This is a genomic window from Shinella sp. GW821-FHT11G07, assembly GCF_058808115.1.
The window spans coordinates 169,894-186,552 of sequence record NZ_JBXARJ010000006.1 but is presented as its reverse complement, the minus strand read 5'-3'; the positions used below and the strand labels follow the sequence as shown (position 1 = coordinate 186,552).

Below are 16,659 nucleotides of genomic sequence, written 5' to 3'. Positions count from 1 at the left end.
TCAGCGCGCGGCAAGCGCCGTGCGCCGTCCAAGCCGAGCCAGCCCACCGCAATGGTGCCAGCGCCGTTTCGGCCCGACATCGACATGGACGATGCCGTTGCAATAGGTGCCGATGCCGCCGATCGACGGCGCGGACCTTGCGGCGGCAATGATCCGCTTCACGGAGACGCCCGGCACGCGGATATCGGCGGCAAGGCATTTTCGGTGCAATGATCCGCGCCGACCACCCGAACGGTGGCCTGATGTGACAAGCGGGCGGCGCCCGACCTGGCGCGCAATGTGGGAGAGGATGACGCGCAGTTTGCCCGGAAAACATCGGTGCCGCACGCGCGTCGTCTGGACGGTGTAGACTTTCGCGACACCGCCTTTTTCGCTTTTGGCGACATGTTTGTGATTGCCGCCAGCCGTGGCTTCGGCCGCGAAAATCGATGTCAGTGCGATCACACAGGCAAGCAGGGTCGAGCAATTGTTGCGCATGGCACACTCCGGTTTGCGACACCGCGTCGAAACGCGGCCGATCAAAATCCGACTGCCCCTTTCCCCGCCGGGAACAGAGGCCCTGAAAGTGTCATTTATGAGGAGATGCTGATGAGAGGCCGGTTGAGGCCGCGGCGCGCAGACCCTGCCGCGCTGGCCCTCTTGATCGACATCCCTGTGCCGTGCATAAGCGCCCACATATTTTTTCGTGCAGTTCCGGACGGAAAACCGCCTTGGAATGGCTTCAGCAACAGGATCAGGCCCTCCACCCGCCTGAAGGATAATCGTCATGAGCGCATTCAAGCCTCTCGTCTTCTCCGGCGTCCAACCGACCGGCAACCTCCATCTCGGCAACTATCTGGGTGCGATCCGCAAATTCGTCGCCCTTCAGGCCGATAACGACTGCATCTACTGCGTCGTCGACCTGCATGCGCTGACAGCGCAGCTGGTGCACGAGGACATGCGGGGCCAGATCCGCTCGATTGCTGCGGCGTTCATCGCGTCGGGCATCGACCCGACGAAACACATCGTTTTCAACCAGTCCGCCGTGCCGCAGCATGCCGAGCTTGCCTGGATCTTCAACTGCGTGGCGCGCATCGGCTGGATGGAGCGCATGACCCAGTTCAAGGACAAGACCGGCGGCAAGAATGCCGAGCAGGTCTCGCTTGGGCTGCTCGCCTATCCGAGCCTGATGGCGGCCGACATCCTTGTCTACCGCGCCACCCATGTGCCGGTCGGCGACGACCAGAAGCAGCACCTGGAGCTGACCCGCGACATCGCCCAGAAATTCAACATCGACTTCGGCAGCCACATCCGCAATGCCGGTACCGGCGTTGATATCGTTGTCGGCGAGGAGCCGGTGCACGCCTATTTCCCGATGGTGGAGCCGCTGATCGGCGGTCCTGCGCCGCGTGTCATGTCGCTGCGCGACGGCACGAAGAAGATGTCGAAATCGGATGCGTCCGATCTCTCGCGCATCAACCTCACCGACGATGCCGACACGATCTCCAAGAAAATCCGCAAGGCGAAGACCGATCCGGACGCGTTGCCGAGTGAAGTCGACGGCCTGAAGGGCCGCCCCGAGGCGGATAACCTCGTCGGCATCTACGCGGCACTCTCCGACAAGAGCAAGGCCGAGATTCTGTCCCAGTTCGGCGGTCAGCAGTTCTCCGCCTTCAAGCCGGCGCTGGTCGACCTTGCCGTCACCGTGCTGTCGCCGATCACCGACGAGATGCGTCGCCTGATGGACGACACGACCCACATCGACGCGATCCTGCGGGATGGCGGCGAAAGAGCGCGGGCGCGGGCCGAAAAAACCATGAAGGAAGTTCGCGACATCGTCGGTTTTGTGCAGTAAGGTCGCCGCGAAACGTCCTTGAGAGAAGGGGGCCGTATGGTTTCTCGACGACTTTCCCGCCTTGAAGGCCACCGCCGGAAATTTCTGGCGGTCATCGACGACACGCCGGAATGCCAGCGCGCCGTCCACTATGCGGGAAGCCGGGCGAAGAATTCCAATGGCGGCGTCGTGCTGCTCTATGTGATCGCCAACGCCGATTTCCAGCAATGGCTGGGCGTCGAGGAGATCATGCGGGCGGAAGCGCGCGAAGAGGCGGAAGCCGTGCTCGCCAAGGCGGCGCAGGCGCTGCGCGAAGCGGTCGGCATCGAGGCGGAAATGGTCATCCGCGAAGGTGTCGCGAGCGAAGCCATCAACGGGCTGATCGAGGAGGACCGCGATATCGCGATCCTCGTTCTGGCGGCCGGGTCCGCCAAGGAAGGGCCGGGGCCGCTGGTCTCGTCGCTCGCAAGCCGCGCGCAGGCCTTCCCGATCCCGGTCACCGTCATTCCCGACCAGCTCAGCGACGAGGAATTGGACGCGCTGAGCTAAAGCAATTCCAGCAAACGTGCGCAGCAGTTTTGCGTGCCGCGAATTGCGAAGGTGAAGGACTGAGTGGTCTTGAAGAAGGGCTTGGAAAAGCCTATCTTCTTTTGAATTATTCTAAATGTCTTGGCCGGCCGGCAAGCGCCGTGCCGCACGGAGAGAAAGATGTTCATCCAGACCGAAGCGACGCCGAACCCGGCGACCCTGAAGTTCCTGCCGGGCAAGATTGTGCTGGAGACCGGCACGGCCGAATTCCGCGACGAGACGGAAGCGCGCGCCGCTTCGCCGCTGGCCGCCCGCCTGTTCGGCGTACCGGGCGTCACCGGCGTGTTCCTCGGCTATGATTTCATCACCGTCACCAAGGACAGCGCCGACTGGCAGCACATGAAGCCGGCGATCCTCGGCAACATCATGGAACATTTCATGTCCGGCCAGCCGGTCGTGGCGAGCGGTGCGCTTGCCGGCAGCGACCAGCCGGAAGAGGGCGAGTTCTTCAACGAAGGCGACGAGACGATCGTCGCGACCATCAAGGAACTGCTCGACACCCGCGTGCGTCCGGCCGTGGCGCAGGACGGCGGCGACATCACCTTCAAGGGTTTCCGCGATGGCGTCGTCTATCTCAACATGAAGGGTGCGTGCTCGGGCTGCCCGTCTTCGACGGCGACGCTGAAGCACGGCGTGCAGAACCTTCTTCGCCATTTCGTACCGGAAGTGCAGGAAGTTGAAGCCGTCATGTAATGCCTGCCCCGCGAACCGCAGGTCTCCGTCATGATCCTCCTTGCGATCGATACGGCAGGCACGGGCTGTTACGCGGCGCTCTATGACACCGATCAGGACACCATCCTCGGCGCTGCCGGCGCCGATATCGGCCGCGGCCATGCCGAGCGGCTGATGGACTTCGTCGATGCGGCACTCGATGCCGCCGGCATGACCTTGCAGGATATCGGCCGCATCGCGGTCACTGTCGGCCCCGGCTCCTTCACCGGCATCCGTGTCGGCGTGGCGGCCGCACGGGGCCTCGCGCTGGCGCTCGGCGTGCCGGCCGTCGGCGTCTCGACGCTTGCGGCGATCGCTGCCGACCACCGGACGGGAACGCCCCTGATGGTCGCGATGGATGCCAAGCGCGATGAGGTCTACTGGCAGCGCTTTGCAGCCGATGGCGCGGAAGCATCACCGCCGGCGATCGGCTCCATCGACGAGGTGCGCGGCATCGCCGCGGGCCATGATGGTGTGCTCGCCGGCTCTGCCGCCGCATTGCTGCGTGATGGCGCCCCACAGGCGGGCGACGGCGTCTCCGTCGCCACCGTGGCGCGCCTCGGTGCAAGCCTCGATCCGCAAGCCCACTTGCCGAAACCGCTCTATCTGCGCGGCCCCGATGCCAAGCCGCAGGCGGGATTCGCGATCCGGAGGGCGTGATCTGATGGCGCTCACCGACTATTTCACCCGCAAGCCGGCTTTCGATATCTTTCCGCTCGAAACCGCCGATGCCGGCATTGCCGCGATGCTGCATCGCGCGCGGTTTCCCCAGCCGTGGAACGATGGCGAATTCCATTCCCTGCTGTCGCAGCAGCCGGTCTACGGCTTCGTCGCGCTGCGGGAAGGCGTACTCGGCCGTACTGCCGGCGGCTTCGTGCTCGGCCGTGCGATGGCCGGTGAAGCGGAAATCCTGACGATCGGCGTCGATCTGCGCTTCGAGCGCGCCGGCCTCGGCTGGCGGCTGATGCAGGCCGCGATTCGCGAGGCGAAGATGCGCGGCGCGGAAGATATTTTCCTCGAGGTCGACGATGGCAATGTCGCGGCTTGCGGGCTTTACGCCAAGCTCGGCTTCCTCAAGGTGGGCGAGCGCAAGGCCTATTATGCCGCGGCCGATGGTCGCCGGTCCACGGCGCTTGTCATGCGGCGTGATCTTCGCTAGTTCCCCTGTATTGGGAGGCTGAACGAACAAGGGCGGGTCGCATGACGGAAGTGGAGAAATCGCTGGAAGAGCTTTGTGTCGAGCGCGGCATGCGCATGACGGAGCAGCGCCGAATCATTGCGCGCGTGCTGGAAGGTTCTGCCGATCATCCGGACGTCGAGGAGCTTTACCGCCGTTCGTCTGCCATCGATGCGCGCATTTCCATCTCGACCGTCTATCGCACCGTCAAACTCTTCGAGGATGCCGGTATCATCGAGCGGCATGATTTTCGCGATGGCCGCTCGCGCTATGAGACGGTGCCGGACGAGCATCACGATCACCTGATCGACCTCAAGACCGGCAACGTCATCGAGTTTCATTCGCCGGAGATCGAGGCCCTGCAGGAGCGCATCGCGCGCGAGCACGGTTTTCGGCTCGTCGACCACCGTCTGGAACTCTACGGTGTTCCCCTCAAGGAGGGCGAGTGAGGCAAACCCTTGCTCCCTCTGAATACCTCCCGGTGATCTTTTGATCACCTGGCTGCGCCTCGCCATTGCCCTGATCGTCCTTGTCACGGTGACGCTGGTCCTGCTGCCGATCCAGCTTGTCGGCCTGCGCTTCAACCTGAAATTCCGCCGCCGCCTGCCGCGTCTCTGGCACCGTGTCGCCTGCCGTGTGCTCGGCCTGAAGGTGCGCGTGCATGGCACATTGGAACCCAGCCGCCCGCTGCTGATCGCCGCCAACCATGCCTCATGGAAGGATATCATGGTGCTCGGCTCGGTGGCTGACGTCGTCTATATCGCCAAGGCCGAGGTGCGCGGCTGGCCGGTCTTCGGCGTGCTTGCCCGCTTGCAGGCGACAATCTTCGTGGAGCGCGAGCAGCGCCAGAAGACCGGCGACCAGGTGGACGAGATCGCGCGCCGTCTGACCGATGGTGAAATCGTCGTGCTCTTCCCGGAGGGGACGACCTCGGACGGCAACCGGTTGCTGGAGATGAAGACCTCGTTGTTTGGCGCCGCCGCCTCCGCCGTGCCGCATGCACCGGGCGGCGTGGTGCATATCCAGCCGGTGTCGATTGCCTATACCGGCGTGCACGGCATGGCGATGGGACGGTTCCACCGGCCGATCGCCGCCTGGCCGGGTGACATCGAGCTCCTGCCGCATCTTCTCGGCGTGGCGCGTGAAGGCGCGGTCGATGTCGACGTCGATTTCGGCGAGCGCGTGGACTACACGCGGGCAAGCAATCGCAAGCAGGTGAGCCGCGACGTCGAGGCACGTATTCGCGCCATGCTGGGCGCGCGGCTGCGCGGCCGGTAGATCCACGGCAGACAGGGCTTCATTTTTCGGGGTTTTTCCACTATGGAAGCGGCCATGAGCGAACAATCCCTCTCCATGCCCGTCGCAACCGCCACGCCGAACACCCGCAAGGTCTTCGTGAAGACCTATGGCTGTCAGATGAATGTCTATGACAGCGAGCGCATGACGGATGCGCTGTCGAAGGACGGCTATCAGGCGACGGACGTGCTGGAGGACGCTGATCTCGTTCTCCTCAATACCTGTCATATCCGCGAGAAGGCGGCGGAAAAGGTCTATTCCGAACTCGGCCGCCTGCGCGACATGAAGAAGGCCCGCGCCAAGGACGGCCGCGAGATGGTGATCGGCGTCACCGGCTGCGTTGCCCAGGCGGAAGGCAAGGAAATCCTGCGCCGCGCGCCAGCGGTCGATCTGGTGATCGGCCCGCAGACCTATCATCGCCTGCCCGACGCTCTGCGCCGCGCCAAGGGCGGTGAACGCGTCGTCGAGACGGATTATGCGATCGAGGACAAGTTCGAGCACCTGCCGGCACCGGAAAAAGCCAGGACCCGCGCCCGCGGCGTTACCGCCTTCCTCACTGTGCAGGAAGGCTGCGACAAGTTCTGTACGTTCTGCGTGGTGCCTTACACGCGCGGATCCGAAGTTTCCCGCCCCGTTTCGCAGATCGTCTCCGAGGCTGAACGCCTTGTCGATGGCGGCGTGCGCGAAATCACGCTGCTCGGCCAGAACGTCAATGCCTGGCATGGCCTCGGCCCGGACGGTACCGAATGGGGCCTCGGCGATCTTCTCTACCGGCTTGCCGAAATCGAAGGGCTCGCGCGGCTCCGCTATACGACGAGCCATCCGCGCGACATGGACGACCGCCTGGTCGAGGCGCACCGCGACCTGCCGGCGCTGATGCCTTACCTGCATCTGCCGGTCCAGTCGGGCTCGGACCGCATCCTGAAAGCCATGAACCGTCGGCACACCGCGGCAGAATACATCGCCCTCATCGAACGCATCCGCGCCATCCAGCCGGAGCTGGCGATCTCGGGTGATTTCATCGTCGGTTTCCCCGGCGAGACCGATCAGGACTTCGAGGATACGATGCGTCTCATCGAGACGGTCGGTTATGCACAGGCATTTTCGTTCAAATATTCCATCCGTCCCGGCACGCCAGGTGCTGAGATGGACGGCCATGTCGACGAGGCCGTGAAGTCGGAACGCCTTGAAAGATTGCAGGCTTTGCTGTTTCGCCAGCAGCGCGAATTCGCCCGCACCTGTATCGGCAAGGAGATCGATCTGCTTCTGGAGAAGCCCGGCCGCATGCCGGGACAGCTCGTTGGCCGTTCGCCCTGGCTGCAGCCTGTGAATGTTGATGCAAAAACGTCGGAAATCGGTGACATTATCAGGGTACGAATCACCGATGCCGGGCCCAACAGCCTCTTCGCAGAAGCGATCAGGTGACGGGCGGACCCAAGGAGCTTGACCGCTTGAACGGACACGAACTGATGACGTCATCGCCGCGCCAGTCGAAAACCCAGACCGACGCAAATCACTTCGTGCTCACTTTCGAGAACAATCGATACGCAAGCGAGCTTTTCGGTCAGTTCGACCAGCACCTCAAGCTTATCGAACAGCGCCTCGGCATCGATGCTCGAGCGCGGGGCAATTCCGTATCGATCTCCGGCGAAATCGTGGCCACCAACCAGGCCCGCCGTGCGCTCGACTATCTCTACGGGCGCCTGCAAAGCGGCGGCTCGATCGAGCTGTCCGACGTCGAGGGCGCGATCCGCATGGCGATCGCCGCGGACGACCAGCTTTCGCTGCCGACCATGGAGCGCAAGGCCAAGCTCTCCATGTCGCAGATCTCCACCCGCAAGAAGACCATCGTGGCCCGCACGCCGATGCAGGATACCTATATCCGCGCGCTGGAGCGGTCCGAACTCGTCTTCGGTGTCGGCCCGGCCGGTACCGGCAAGACCTATCTTGCTGTCGCCCATGCCGCCCAGCTTCTGGAGCGTGGCGCGGTCGATCGCATCATCCTGTCGCGTCCGGCCGTCGAAGCCGGCGAGCGCCTCGGCTTCCTGCCGGGCGACATGAAGGAGAAGGTCGATCCCTATCTGCGGCCGCTCTATGACGCGCTCTACGACATGATGCCGGGCGACAAGGTGGAACGCGCCATCGCCGCCGGTGTCATCGAAATCGCGCCGCTCGCCTTCATGCGCGGCCGGACGCTCGCCAATGCCGCGGTCATCCTCGACGAGGCGCAGAATACGACCTCGATGCAGATGAAGATGTTCCTGACGCGCCTTGGCGAAAACGGCCGCATGATCGTCACCGGCGACCCGAGCCAGGTCGACCTGCCGCGTGGCGTCAAGTCGGGCCTCGTCGAAGCGCTGCAGATCCTCAAGGGTGTCGAAGGCGTTGCCGTCGCGCGCTTCAAGGATGTCGACGTCGTGCGCCACCCGATGGTCGCCCGCATCGTCCGGGCCTACGAAGCCCAGACGGCCGTGCAGGACGAAAGCGAGCAGGTCGATCGCTGAGGCGGTCCTCATAATCTCATGAGCGAACTCGACATACAGATTTCCGTGGAGGAGGGCGCATGGCCCTCCGAAGAGCGCCTGCGCGCGACGAGCGAACGCGTTCTGGGCGTGGCGGCAGGATTCCTCGCAAGAGAGGAAAAACAGCCGTTCCCCAAGACGGGTGCGCCCGAAGTTTCGCTGGTCTTCACCAATGACGCAGAGATCCGCGGCATCAATGCGGAATGGCGCAGCCAGGACAAGCCGACCAACGTGCTGTCCTTTCCGGCCTTCCCGCTGACGCCCGGAAAAATGCCGGGGCCGATGCTCGGCGACATCATCTTTGCCGAGGAAACGCTGACCCGCGAGGCGGGCGAACTCGGCAAGCCTTTCGACGATCACCTCACGCATCTGCTGGTGCATGGATTTCTGCATCTCTTCGGCTATGATCACATGGACGATGAAGAAGCAGAAAAAATGGAAGGGCTGGAGACTCGCATTCTTGCCGAGCTTGGCCTATCTGACCCCTACGGGGATGACCCCGATGAATAGTTTGGACCAATGAGCGACTTCAGAAACCAGTCGGTAGCGACGGAAAAGAGCGAGGCGGACGCCTCAAGTCAGGACGAGGCGGGCAGTAGTAGCAGCGCGCCGAAGCAGGAAAGCACGGGCCGGTCATCCCTCTGGTCCCGCGCGACACGGCTTTGGCGCATGACGGGCGCCTCGACCCTTCGCAAGGACCTCACCGAGGCCTTGATGACCGAGGACACCGGCGGCGAGCCGGCCTTCCTGCCCGAAGAGCGGGCGATGCTGCACAATATTCTTCGTTTCCGCGAGGTGCGGGTCGAAGACGTCATGGTGCCGCGGGCCGATATCGAGGCCGTCGACCAGGACATCACGATTGCCGAACTGATGGTGATCTTCGAGGATTCCGGCCGCTCGCGCATGCCGGTCTACAACGAGAGCCTCGATGACCCGCGCGGCATGGTCCATATCCGCGACCTTCTCGCCTATGTCACCAAGCAGGCCCGCAACAAGCGCCGCACCAGGGCGAAGAGCGGCACCGCCGCCCCTGTTGTTTCAGTCGCCGAGAAGCCGGCGCGCACGCCCAAGCCCGAATTCGACCTTGGACGCGTCGATCTCTCCAAGACGGTCGCCGAAGCCGGCATCATCCGTCAGGTTCTCTTCGTGCCACCCTCCATGCTCGCCGCCGACCTGATGGCGCGCATGCAGGCCGACCGCACGCAGATGGCGCTGGTCATCGACGAATATGGCGGTACCGACGGTCTCGCCTCGCTGGAAGACATCGTCGAGATGGTCGTCGGCGACATCGAGGACGAACACGACGACGACGAAGTGATGATCCAGCGCGTCAGCGACGATGTGTTTATCGCCGATGCGCGCGTCGAGCTCGAGGAACTGGCCGAAGCGATCGGCCGGGATTTCGATATTCGTGACCAGCTGGAAGATGCCGATACGCTTGGTGGCTTGATTTTCGCCTCGCTCGGCCGCATTCCGGTGCGCGGCGAGGTCGTGCAGGCGGTGCCGGGCTTCGAATTCCATGTGCTCGATGCCGATCCGCGCCGCGTCAAGCGGGTGCGTGTCACGCGCAAGCGCGCCAGCTCGGTCCGTCGCCGCGAGCGCCGGCCGGAAGGCGAGGGGACGGCGACACCCGCCGACCATGCAAAGCTGCCTGAACAGCAGAATGACGGGGCGAGCGCCGAATAGGCAGCGTCCGCCGTTCTTCTAAAATGATCTGCGCCTTGTGCCGCCGTGACGCGGGACAAGGCGTTGGTTTTTTGGAAGACTGGCGCGGGCTGATTCGGGCAGCAATTCCAGCACGGCGCGCAGGGGTTTTCGTCCGGAACTGCGACAAACAAGGGGACGGAGCGTTTGCGCGTTTTTGAGAAGCGCGCAGGCTCGAGCAAAGGGGACGGCATGGAGCGGCTTGCGAGCACGGTCATGCTCCTGTCTGGAACGAGACGGGCGCTTGTGGCATTTCTTGCGGGCTTGATCGGCGTGCTGGCTCTGCCACCCTTCGGTTTCTTCGCAGCCTTCTTCGTTTCCTTCACTGTGCTTGTCTGGCTGCTCGACGGCGCGAGCGCGGCACCGGAGGCCGGTTTCATGCGGCGCCTCGCCCCGGCCTTCCGTATCGGCTGGTTCTTCGGCTTTGGTTATTTCGTCGGCGGGCTCTGGTGGCTCGGCAATGCGCTGCTTGTGGAGGCCGACGCCTTTGCCTGGGCGCTGCCGCTCGCCGTCTTCGGCCTGCCCGCCTTCCTCGCCTTGTTTTACGGTCTCGCGACCGCGCTGGCACGCCTCCTCTGGTCGGATGGCATGGGCCGCATTGCCGCCCTCGCCCTCGCCTTCGGTATCGGCGAGTGGCTGCGCAGCACGCTTTTTACCGGGTTTCCCTGGAACGCCATCGGTTATGGGGCGATGCCCGTACCGCTGTTCATGCAATCGTCGGGCCTTGTCGGCATCGCGAGCATGAATGCGCTCGCTGTCTTCGTCTTCGCCGCGCCGGCCCTGCTCGGCACCCGGCGTGGCAGGCTTCCCGGTCTCACGCTCGCCACGCTGCTCTTTGCCGCCCATGTCGGTTACGGCTATTATGCCCTGAACCTGGTGCCGACGCCGGAAAGCCAGACGACTGTCATCCGCCTCGTCCAGCCGGTCATCGACCAGGCGACGAAACTCGATGATTCCGCCCGCGCGGAGATTTTCGAGCGCCACCTTTCCCTGAGTGCGGCAAAGCCGGAAGGGGACGGCAAGCGGCCCGATATCGTCGTCTGGCCGGAAACCTCCATTCCCTTCATACTCACGGACAATCCGGACGCCCTCGTGCGCATTGCCGATGTGCTGGAGGACGATCAGGTGCTGATCGCCGGCGCGGTGCGCACGGAGAGTGCCGGTTCCGGCAAGGCGCCGCGCTACTACAACTCCATCTACGCGATCGAGGGCAAGGGGCAGATCATCGGCGCGGCCGACAAGGTTCATCTGGTGCCGTTCGGCGAATACATGCCCTTTGCCGAGGTCTTTGAAAGCTTTGGTGTGAGTGCCGTCGCCATGCCGGGCGGTTTTTCCGCCGCCCGCGACCATCAGCTCCTCAATGCGCTCGGCAAGGGTCTTTATCCGCTGGTCTGCTACGAGGCGATCTTCCCGCACGAGATCAACAGATCGGCCGACGACGCGGCGGCGTTGCTGAACGTGACCAATGACGCCTGGTTCGGCACTACGCCCGGCCCCTTCCAGCACTTCCAGCAGGCGCGTCTGCGGGCCGTCGAGCGCGGTCTGCCACTGATTCGCGCCGCCAATAATGGCATTTCTGCCATCGTCGATGCGAAGGGGCAGGTCGTGGCGGGCCTCGCACATGACGTACCGGGCTTCGTGGATGCAACTCTTCCGGGAAGGTTTACGTTGGGTGAGGGGGAAAAGTGGCGGAACTGGTCATTTCCTATCGTTCTCGGCCTTCTCTTTGTCATGGCGGGCATTTCTCGCATTGGTTTTAGAAACAGGGTGAATTGACCAAAAACCCCTAAAATAGCATAGTGCACGCCGCCGGCTGTTCTCCTGTATTGTGATGACCTTCAGTGGTTGCGCATACAACGTGACGTTAAGTCATCGTTAAGGCTGCCGGATGGGTGGGGCCAATTCCGCGCGTTAGGACGAAAGTGATGATGGAAAACAAAAAGAAGCCGAATCCGATCGATATTCATGTCGGCAGCCGGATTCGGCTTCGCAGGACCATGCTCGGCATGAGCCAGGAAAAGTTGGGGGAAAGCCTCGGTATCACCTTCCAGCAGATCCAGAAATACGAAAAGGGCACGAACCGCGTCGGCGCCAGCCGATTGCAGAACATTTCGAGCATCCTGAACGTCCCCGTCTCCTTTTTCTTCGAGGACGCGCCGGGCGACCAGACAAACACGCAGGCCGGGTTTGCGGAAGCATCGAGCTCCAACTATGTGGTCGATTTCCTGTCGTCCTCCGAGGGCCTCCAGCTCAACCGCGCCTTCGTCCGGATCGGTGATCCGAAGGTGCGCCGCAAGCTCGTCGACCTCGTCAAGGCGCTGGCAGCCGAAGCCGAGCTTGAGTGATTAATCGTTCTGGCAACGGATGAAAGGGCGGTCCCATGGGGCCGCCTTTCCTGTTTCTGGCGGCCCGTATCGCGCCGCCGGCAGATGCGAAACAACGCCCGAAATCGCAGGACATAAACATATTCTTATGTCCTTCTGTGCTTGTCTTTCCCCCGCGAACTGAATAACAACGTCGAAGTCTATTTTCTTTGAGGGGAATTCCCGCATGCGCAGCAGTTATCTCTTCACCAGCGAGTCCGTCGCCGAGGGCCACCCGGACAAGGTTTGCGACCGCATCTCCGACGAAATCGTCGATCTGGTCTATCGCGAAGCCGTGAAGTCGAAGGTCGATCCGTGGTCAGTGCGTATCGCCTGCGAGACGCTTGCGACGACCAATCGCGTCGTGATTGCCGGTGAGGTCCGCCTGCCGCCGAGCCTGCTCAAGAAGGACAAGGACGGCAACGACGTCATCAATCCCGCGAAGTTCAAGGCCGCCGCCCGCAAGGCGATCCGCGACATCGGCTACGAGCAGGACGGTTTTCACTGGAAGACGGCGAAGATCGACGTGCTGTTGCACTCCCAGTCCGCCGATATTGCCCAGGGTGTCGATAACGCTGCCGACCGGCAGGGCGACGAGGGTGCCGGCGACCAGGGCATCATGTTCGGCTACGCCTGCCGCGAAACCGCAGAACTCATGCCGGCGCCGCTCTATTATTCGCACCGCATTCTCCAGCTGCTCGCCGATGCCCGCAAGAAGGGCGAGGGCGATGCCGGCAAGCTCGGCCCGGACGCCAAGAGCCAGGTGACTGTGCGCTACGTCGACGGCAAGCCGGCCGACGTCGCCTCCATCGTTCTCTCCACGCAGCATCTCGATGCGAGCTGGGATTCGGACAAGGTTCGTGAAGTCGTCGAGCCCTATATCCGCGAAGCACTGCACGACCTGAAGATCGCTGACGATTGCGTCTGGTACATCAACCCGACCGGAAAATTCGTCATTGGCGGCCCGGATGGTGATGCCGGCCTCACCGGCCGCAAGATCATCGTCGACACCTACGGCGGCGCTGCCCCGCATGGCGGTGGTGCCTTCTCCGGCAAGGACACCACCAAGGTCGACCGTTCGGCCGCCTATGCCGCGCGTTATCTCGCCAAGAACGTCGTTGCCGCCGGCTTTGCCGATCGCTGCACGATCCAGCTGTCCTACGCCATCGGCGTCGCCCAGCCGCTCTCGGTCTATGTCGATCTGCACGACACCGGCAAGGTCAGCGAAGATGCCCTCGAAGCCGCGCTCCGCAAGGTCATGGACCTTTCGCCGTCGGGCATTCGTCGTCATCTCGACCTCAACAAGCCGATCTATGCCAAGACCGCAGCTTACGGCCATTTCGGCCGCAAGGCTGGCCGCGACGGTTCCTTCACTTGGGAGCGCCTAGACCTCGTCAAGGCTCTCAAGGACGCCTTGAAGAGCTGAGGCTGACATGAGGGATGCAGAGCGCCGTAGCCGGGCGACCGAGGCCTTTTTCGGTCGTCGCAAGGGAAAGCCGTTGCGCGAGCGGCAGGCGCAGCATCTCGAAACGTTGCTGCCGGAGCTGAAGGTCGATCTCTCGACCCCGGCCCCGGCGGATATTTCGGCGCTCTATGATGTGAAGCCCGCGCGCCTGCGCCTCGAAATCGGCTTTGGCGGCGGCGAACATCTCATTCATCGCGCCGTCGAGCAGCCGGAGACCGGCTTCATCGGCGTGGAACCCTTCGTCAATTCCATGGCAAAGCTGGTGGGCAGCGTCGAGGAAACGGGCGCAAAAAATATCCGGCTCTATGATGATGATGCGACGGAGCTTCTGGACTGGCTGCCGGCGGCGTCGCTCGATCAGATCGATCTGCTCTATCCGGATCCATGGCCGAAGAAGAAGCATTGGAAGAGGCGGTTCGTCTCCAAGGTGAACCTGGACCGCTTTGCCCGGGTGCTGAAGCCGGGCGGGCTCTTCTGCTTTGCGTCCGACATCGACACCTATGTCAACTGGACGCTGATGCACTGCGGGTCTCATCCCGCTTTCGTGTGGACCGCGGAAAACGCGGCCGATTGGCTGACGCCGTTTGCCGGCTGGCCAGGCACACGCTACGAGGCCAAGGCCAAGCGCGAAGGCCGTAGCTCGGCCTATCTCACCTTCCGCCGTCTCTGACGGAAGGCCTCAATCCGGTATCAGTGCAGGCTGACGGTGCGCAGCTCGTCTTCGGCGGCCTTGTAGAAGGTGCTCGAACGGTTGTCGGTGAGCAGGATCGGCGTGCCGTCTGCGCCAAACAGCGCCCAGAGGTCGAGGCTCGGATCGATTTCAGGCGCTTCCGGGAAGACGCGCGACACTTCGTCCGCCTTCATCTTGCGGATATAGCCGACCTCGCCTGCGCCGAGATGCGCAAGATCTGCCTTCGAGACGGTGTGGATTGCAGTTTTCAGTCCCATCTTTGCCTCCATGGCAATGCCGGCAGGGGCCGGCCGCTGGACGCCAATGGCCACAATGGCCCATCGGTGCGTCAGCGATCAGGTTACGCTTGAGACGATCCGGCGGGTGTTCCCGCAGGAACGGCTCATGATCTAGTCTGATACGGAAATGTTAATTTTCTTTACCATTCGTTGAGGCTCCGGCCGGACGAGGTCGACCGCCAGCAGGCCGTTCTTCAATTCGGCGCCCTGAACGCGCATGCCATCGGCAAGCACGAAGGTGCGCTGGAACTGACGGGCTGCAATGCCGCGATAAAGATAATCCCGCTCGCCGCTATCGACCTGGCGGCCGCGAATGACGAGCTGGTTTTCCTCCGTCGTCACGTCGAGCTCCTCCTCGGAGAAACCCGCGACGGCAAGCGTGATGCGCAGGCGCTCGGGCGCACCCGTGTCGCCATCCGGCCGCAGCCGCTCGATATTGTACGGAGGGTAGCCATCGTTGCCCTTGGCAATGCGCTCAAGGGTCTTTTCCATGGCGTCGAAACCCAGGAGCAATGGGCTCGTGAAAGGGGTCATGCGTGACATCGTCTAGTCCTTGGCTTCAAGCGACTGTAAGGGGACCCGACATCGGCATCCCTTTGGCTACAATATGGTGATTGCCGGCGCATGACGCAAGACGCTTGCGAAAGGCGATTTCGCAAATATAGTCGCCGCTTCGCCCGCGCGGCGCGGGTAGAATCATAAGAAACAAGGGACGGAAGCGGGCATGTCTGAGCCACGGAAAATCATCATCGACACGGATCCCGGCCAGGACGATGCCGCCGCGATCATGCTGGCGCTCGGCAGCCCGGAACTCGATATCCTCGGCATCACCACGGTTGCCGGCAACGTGCCGCTGGCTCTGACCTCCCGCAATGCCCGCATCATCCTGGAATTCTGCGCGCGGCCCGACGTGAAGGTTTTTTCCGGAGCCGACAAGCCGGTCGCACGACCGCTCATCACTGCAGAACATGTCCACGGCAAGACCGGTCTCGACGGCCCGGAGTTGCACGACCCGCAAATGCCGCTGCAGGACCAGCATGCCGTCGATTTCATCATCGAGACGTTGAATCGCGAGCCGGCCGGCACGGTGACGCTCTGCACGCTCGGCCCGCTGACCAACATTGCCACCGCGCTGGAGAAAGCGCCGGAGATAGCCGGCCGTGTGCGCGAACTGGTGATGATGGGCGGCGGCTTCTTCGAGGGCGGCAACATCACGCCGGCCGCCGAATTCAACATCTATGTCGACCCGGAAGCGGCCGCCGCCGTCTTCAAGTCCGGGATCCCGATCGTCATGATGCCGCTCGACGTGACCCACAAGGTGCTGACGCTGAAGAGCCGTGTGGCGAAACTGCGTGAAATCGGCAGTCGCCCGGCCATCGCGCTGGTCGAGATGCTCGACTTCTTCGAGCGCTTCGACATCGAGAAATACGGCTCCGATGGTGGCCCGCTGCACGATCCGACGGTCATCGCCTATCTGTTGAAGCCGGAGTTGTTTGCCGGCCGCGACTGCAATGTCGAGGTGGAAACGGCCTCGCCGCTCACCGTCGGCATGACGGTCGTCGATTGGTGGCAGGTCACCGGGCGCAAGCACAATGCCCGCGTCATGAAGGACGTCGACGCCGACGGCTTCTTCGCGCTGCTCGCCGAGCGCGTCGGTCGCCTCTGATGCGCGGGCCGCGCCATGCCGCCCCGGGCGCGGAGGGCCGTTTCCACAAGGAGATGATGGGCCTCTACGATCGCTTTGCGGAACTCGGCTTCCGCCCGGTCCTGCTGCGTCGTTTCGTGCTGTTGAACGGCGGCGTCGCGGCGGCAAAGGATCTCGTCTTCAAGCCCGGTACGACGGGCCTGGAACGCCTGCTTGACGCCGGCAAGTCGGAGCTTTCGATGGAGGCAATGATGCTGCGGCCCGAATATCAGGGCCTGTTCTCCGAACTGGAGCTGAAGGAAGCCACGCAGCGACTGGCGAACGCAAGTCGGTCTCGCTCCCGCGGCAGGCTTCAGGCACAACCGACGGAGCCAAAGTAGGCTCCCCAAACAAAAAGGCCGGCGAA

Annotated in this window: 20 protein-coding genes; 17 read left to right on the top strand and 3 right to left on the bottom strand. The window is 63.1% G+C overall.

Annotation, left to right across the window (positions count from 1 at the left end):
- A complete protein-coding gene (locus AC1RT2_RS13890; protein WP_493102663.1) occupies nucleotides 1-477 on the bottom strand; it encodes a YcbK family protein in 477 nt (158 codons plus the stop codon).
- Between the two features lie 289 nt (nucleotides 478-766).
- On the opposite strand from AC1RT2_RS13890, the gene trpS reads away from it, so the two are divergent.
- From trpS to trmB, 15 genes are all read left to right on the top strand, one after another.
- Entirely contained in the window at nucleotides 767-1,834 is a 1,068-nt protein-coding gene (gene trpS / locus AC1RT2_RS13885; RefSeq protein WP_069060191.1) for a tryptophan--tRNA ligase, read from the top strand.
- 36 nt (nucleotides 1,835-1,870) lie between these two features.
- A complete protein-coding gene (locus tag AC1RT2_RS13880; protein ID WP_069060190.1) occupies nucleotides 1,871-2,362 on the top strand; it encodes a universal stress protein in 492 nt (163 codons plus the stop codon).
- 159 nt (nucleotides 2,363-2,521) lie between these two features.
- Nucleotides 2,522-3,094: a NifU family protein gene (locus AC1RT2_RS13875; RefSeq protein WP_069060189.1), complete on the top strand. Its 573-nt coding sequence runs from the start codon at nucleotides 2,522-2,524 to the stop codon at nucleotides 3,092-3,094.
- A gap of 30 nt (nucleotides 3,095-3,124) precedes the next feature.
- Complete coding sequence (tsaB, locus tag AC1RT2_RS13870; protein WP_493102660.1) at nucleotides 3,125-3,772, top strand: tRNA (adenosine(37)-N6)-threonylcarbamoyltransferase complex dimerization subunit type 1 TsaB; 648 nt, start codon at nucleotides 3,125-3,127, stop codon at nucleotides 3,770-3,772.
- A 4-nt stretch (nucleotides 3,773-3,776) separates the two neighbouring features.
- Nucleotides 3,777-4,271: a GNAT family N-acetyltransferase gene (locus AC1RT2_RS13865; protein WP_493102658.1), complete on the top strand. Its 495-nt coding sequence runs from the start codon at nucleotides 3,777-3,779 to the stop codon at nucleotides 4,269-4,271.
- 41 nt (nucleotides 4,272-4,312) lie between these two features.
- Nucleotides 4,313-4,738: a Fur family transcriptional regulator gene (locus AC1RT2_RS13860; RefSeq protein WP_493102656.1), complete on the top strand. Its 426-nt coding sequence runs from the start codon at nucleotides 4,313-4,315 to the stop codon at nucleotides 4,736-4,738.
- A 40-nt stretch (nucleotides 4,739-4,778) separates the two neighbouring features.
- Nucleotides 4,779-5,567: a lyso-ornithine lipid O-acyltransferase gene (olsA, locus tag AC1RT2_RS13855; RefSeq protein WP_493102654.1), complete on the top strand. Its 789-nt coding sequence runs from the start codon at nucleotides 4,779-4,781 to the stop codon at nucleotides 5,565-5,567.
- A gap of 54 nt (nucleotides 5,568-5,621) precedes the next feature.
- Entirely contained in the window at nucleotides 5,622-7,010 is a 1,389-nt protein-coding gene (gene miaB, locus AC1RT2_RS13850) for a tRNA (N6-isopentenyl adenosine(37)-C2)-methylthiotransferase MiaB (protein ID WP_493102653.1), read from the top strand.
- A gap of 26 nt (nucleotides 7,011-7,036) precedes the next feature.
- Nucleotides 7,037-8,089, top strand: coding sequence for a PhoH family protein (locus AC1RT2_RS13845; protein WP_069061544.1), 1,053 nt, complete (start codon nucleotides 7,037-7,039; stop codon nucleotides 8,087-8,089).
- A gap of 18 nt (nucleotides 8,090-8,107) precedes the next feature.
- Nucleotides 8,108-8,617: an rRNA maturation RNase YbeY gene (gene ybeY / locus AC1RT2_RS13840; RefSeq protein WP_493102650.1), complete on the top strand. Its 510-nt coding sequence runs from the start codon at nucleotides 8,108-8,110 to the stop codon at nucleotides 8,615-8,617.
- A 9-nt stretch (nucleotides 8,618-8,626) separates the two neighbouring features.
- Nucleotides 8,627-9,793, top strand: a complete 1,167-nt coding sequence (locus AC1RT2_RS13835) for a hemolysin family protein (RefSeq protein WP_493102648.1) — start codon at nucleotides 8,627-8,629, stop codon at nucleotides 9,791-9,793.
- Nucleotides 9,794-10,003: 210 nt separating this feature from the next.
- Nucleotides 10,004-11,587: an apolipoprotein N-acyltransferase gene (gene lnt, locus AC1RT2_RS13830; RefSeq protein ID WP_493102646.1), complete on the top strand. Its 1,584-nt coding sequence runs from the start codon at nucleotides 10,004-10,006 to the stop codon at nucleotides 11,585-11,587.
- A gap of 149 nt (nucleotides 11,588-11,736) precedes the next feature.
- A complete protein-coding gene (locus tag AC1RT2_RS13825; RefSeq protein ID WP_069060181.1) occupies nucleotides 11,737-12,156 on the top strand; it encodes a helix-turn-helix domain-containing protein in 420 nt (139 codons plus the stop codon).
- Between the two features lie 205 nt (nucleotides 12,157-12,361).
- Entirely contained in the window at nucleotides 12,362-13,600 is a 1,239-nt protein-coding gene (gene metK / locus AC1RT2_RS13820) for a methionine adenosyltransferase (protein WP_493102644.1), read from the top strand.
- A gap of 7 nt (nucleotides 13,601-13,607) precedes the next feature.
- A complete protein-coding gene (trmB, locus tag AC1RT2_RS13815) occupies nucleotides 13,608-14,309 on the top strand; it encodes a tRNA (guanosine(46)-N7)-methyltransferase TrmB (protein WP_493102642.1) in 702 nt (233 codons plus the stop codon).
- A 20-nt stretch (nucleotides 14,310-14,329) separates the two neighbouring features.
- On the opposite strand, the gene AC1RT2_RS13810 is transcribed toward trmB, so the two are convergent.
- Nucleotides 14,330-14,587 (bottom strand): BQ00720 family protein, encoded by a 258-nt coding sequence (locus AC1RT2_RS13810; RefSeq protein WP_069061543.1) that lies wholly within the window; start codon nucleotides 14,585-14,587, stop codon nucleotides 14,330-14,332.
- 132 nt (nucleotides 14,588-14,719) lie between these two features.
- Complete coding sequence (locus AC1RT2_RS13805) at nucleotides 14,720-15,151, bottom strand: Hsp20 family protein (RefSeq protein ID WP_069060178.1); 432 nt, start codon at nucleotides 15,149-15,151, stop codon at nucleotides 14,720-14,722.
- 181 nt (nucleotides 15,152-15,332) lie between these two features.
- Here AC1RT2_RS13805 and AC1RT2_RS13800 point away from each other — a divergent pair, with 181 nt between their 5' ends.
- Entirely contained in the window at nucleotides 15,333-16,274 is a 942-nt protein-coding gene (locus AC1RT2_RS13800) for a nucleoside hydrolase (RefSeq protein ID WP_493102639.1), read from the top strand.
- Nucleotides 16,274-16,633 (top strand): hypothetical protein, encoded by a 360-nt coding sequence (locus AC1RT2_RS13795; RefSeq protein ID WP_493102637.1) that lies wholly within the window; start codon nucleotides 16,274-16,276, stop codon nucleotides 16,631-16,633. Before AC1RT2_RS13800 ends, AC1RT2_RS13795 begins: the two co-directional genes overlap by 1 nt.
- The last annotated feature ends 26 nt before the right edge of the window (nucleotides 16,634-16,659 follow it).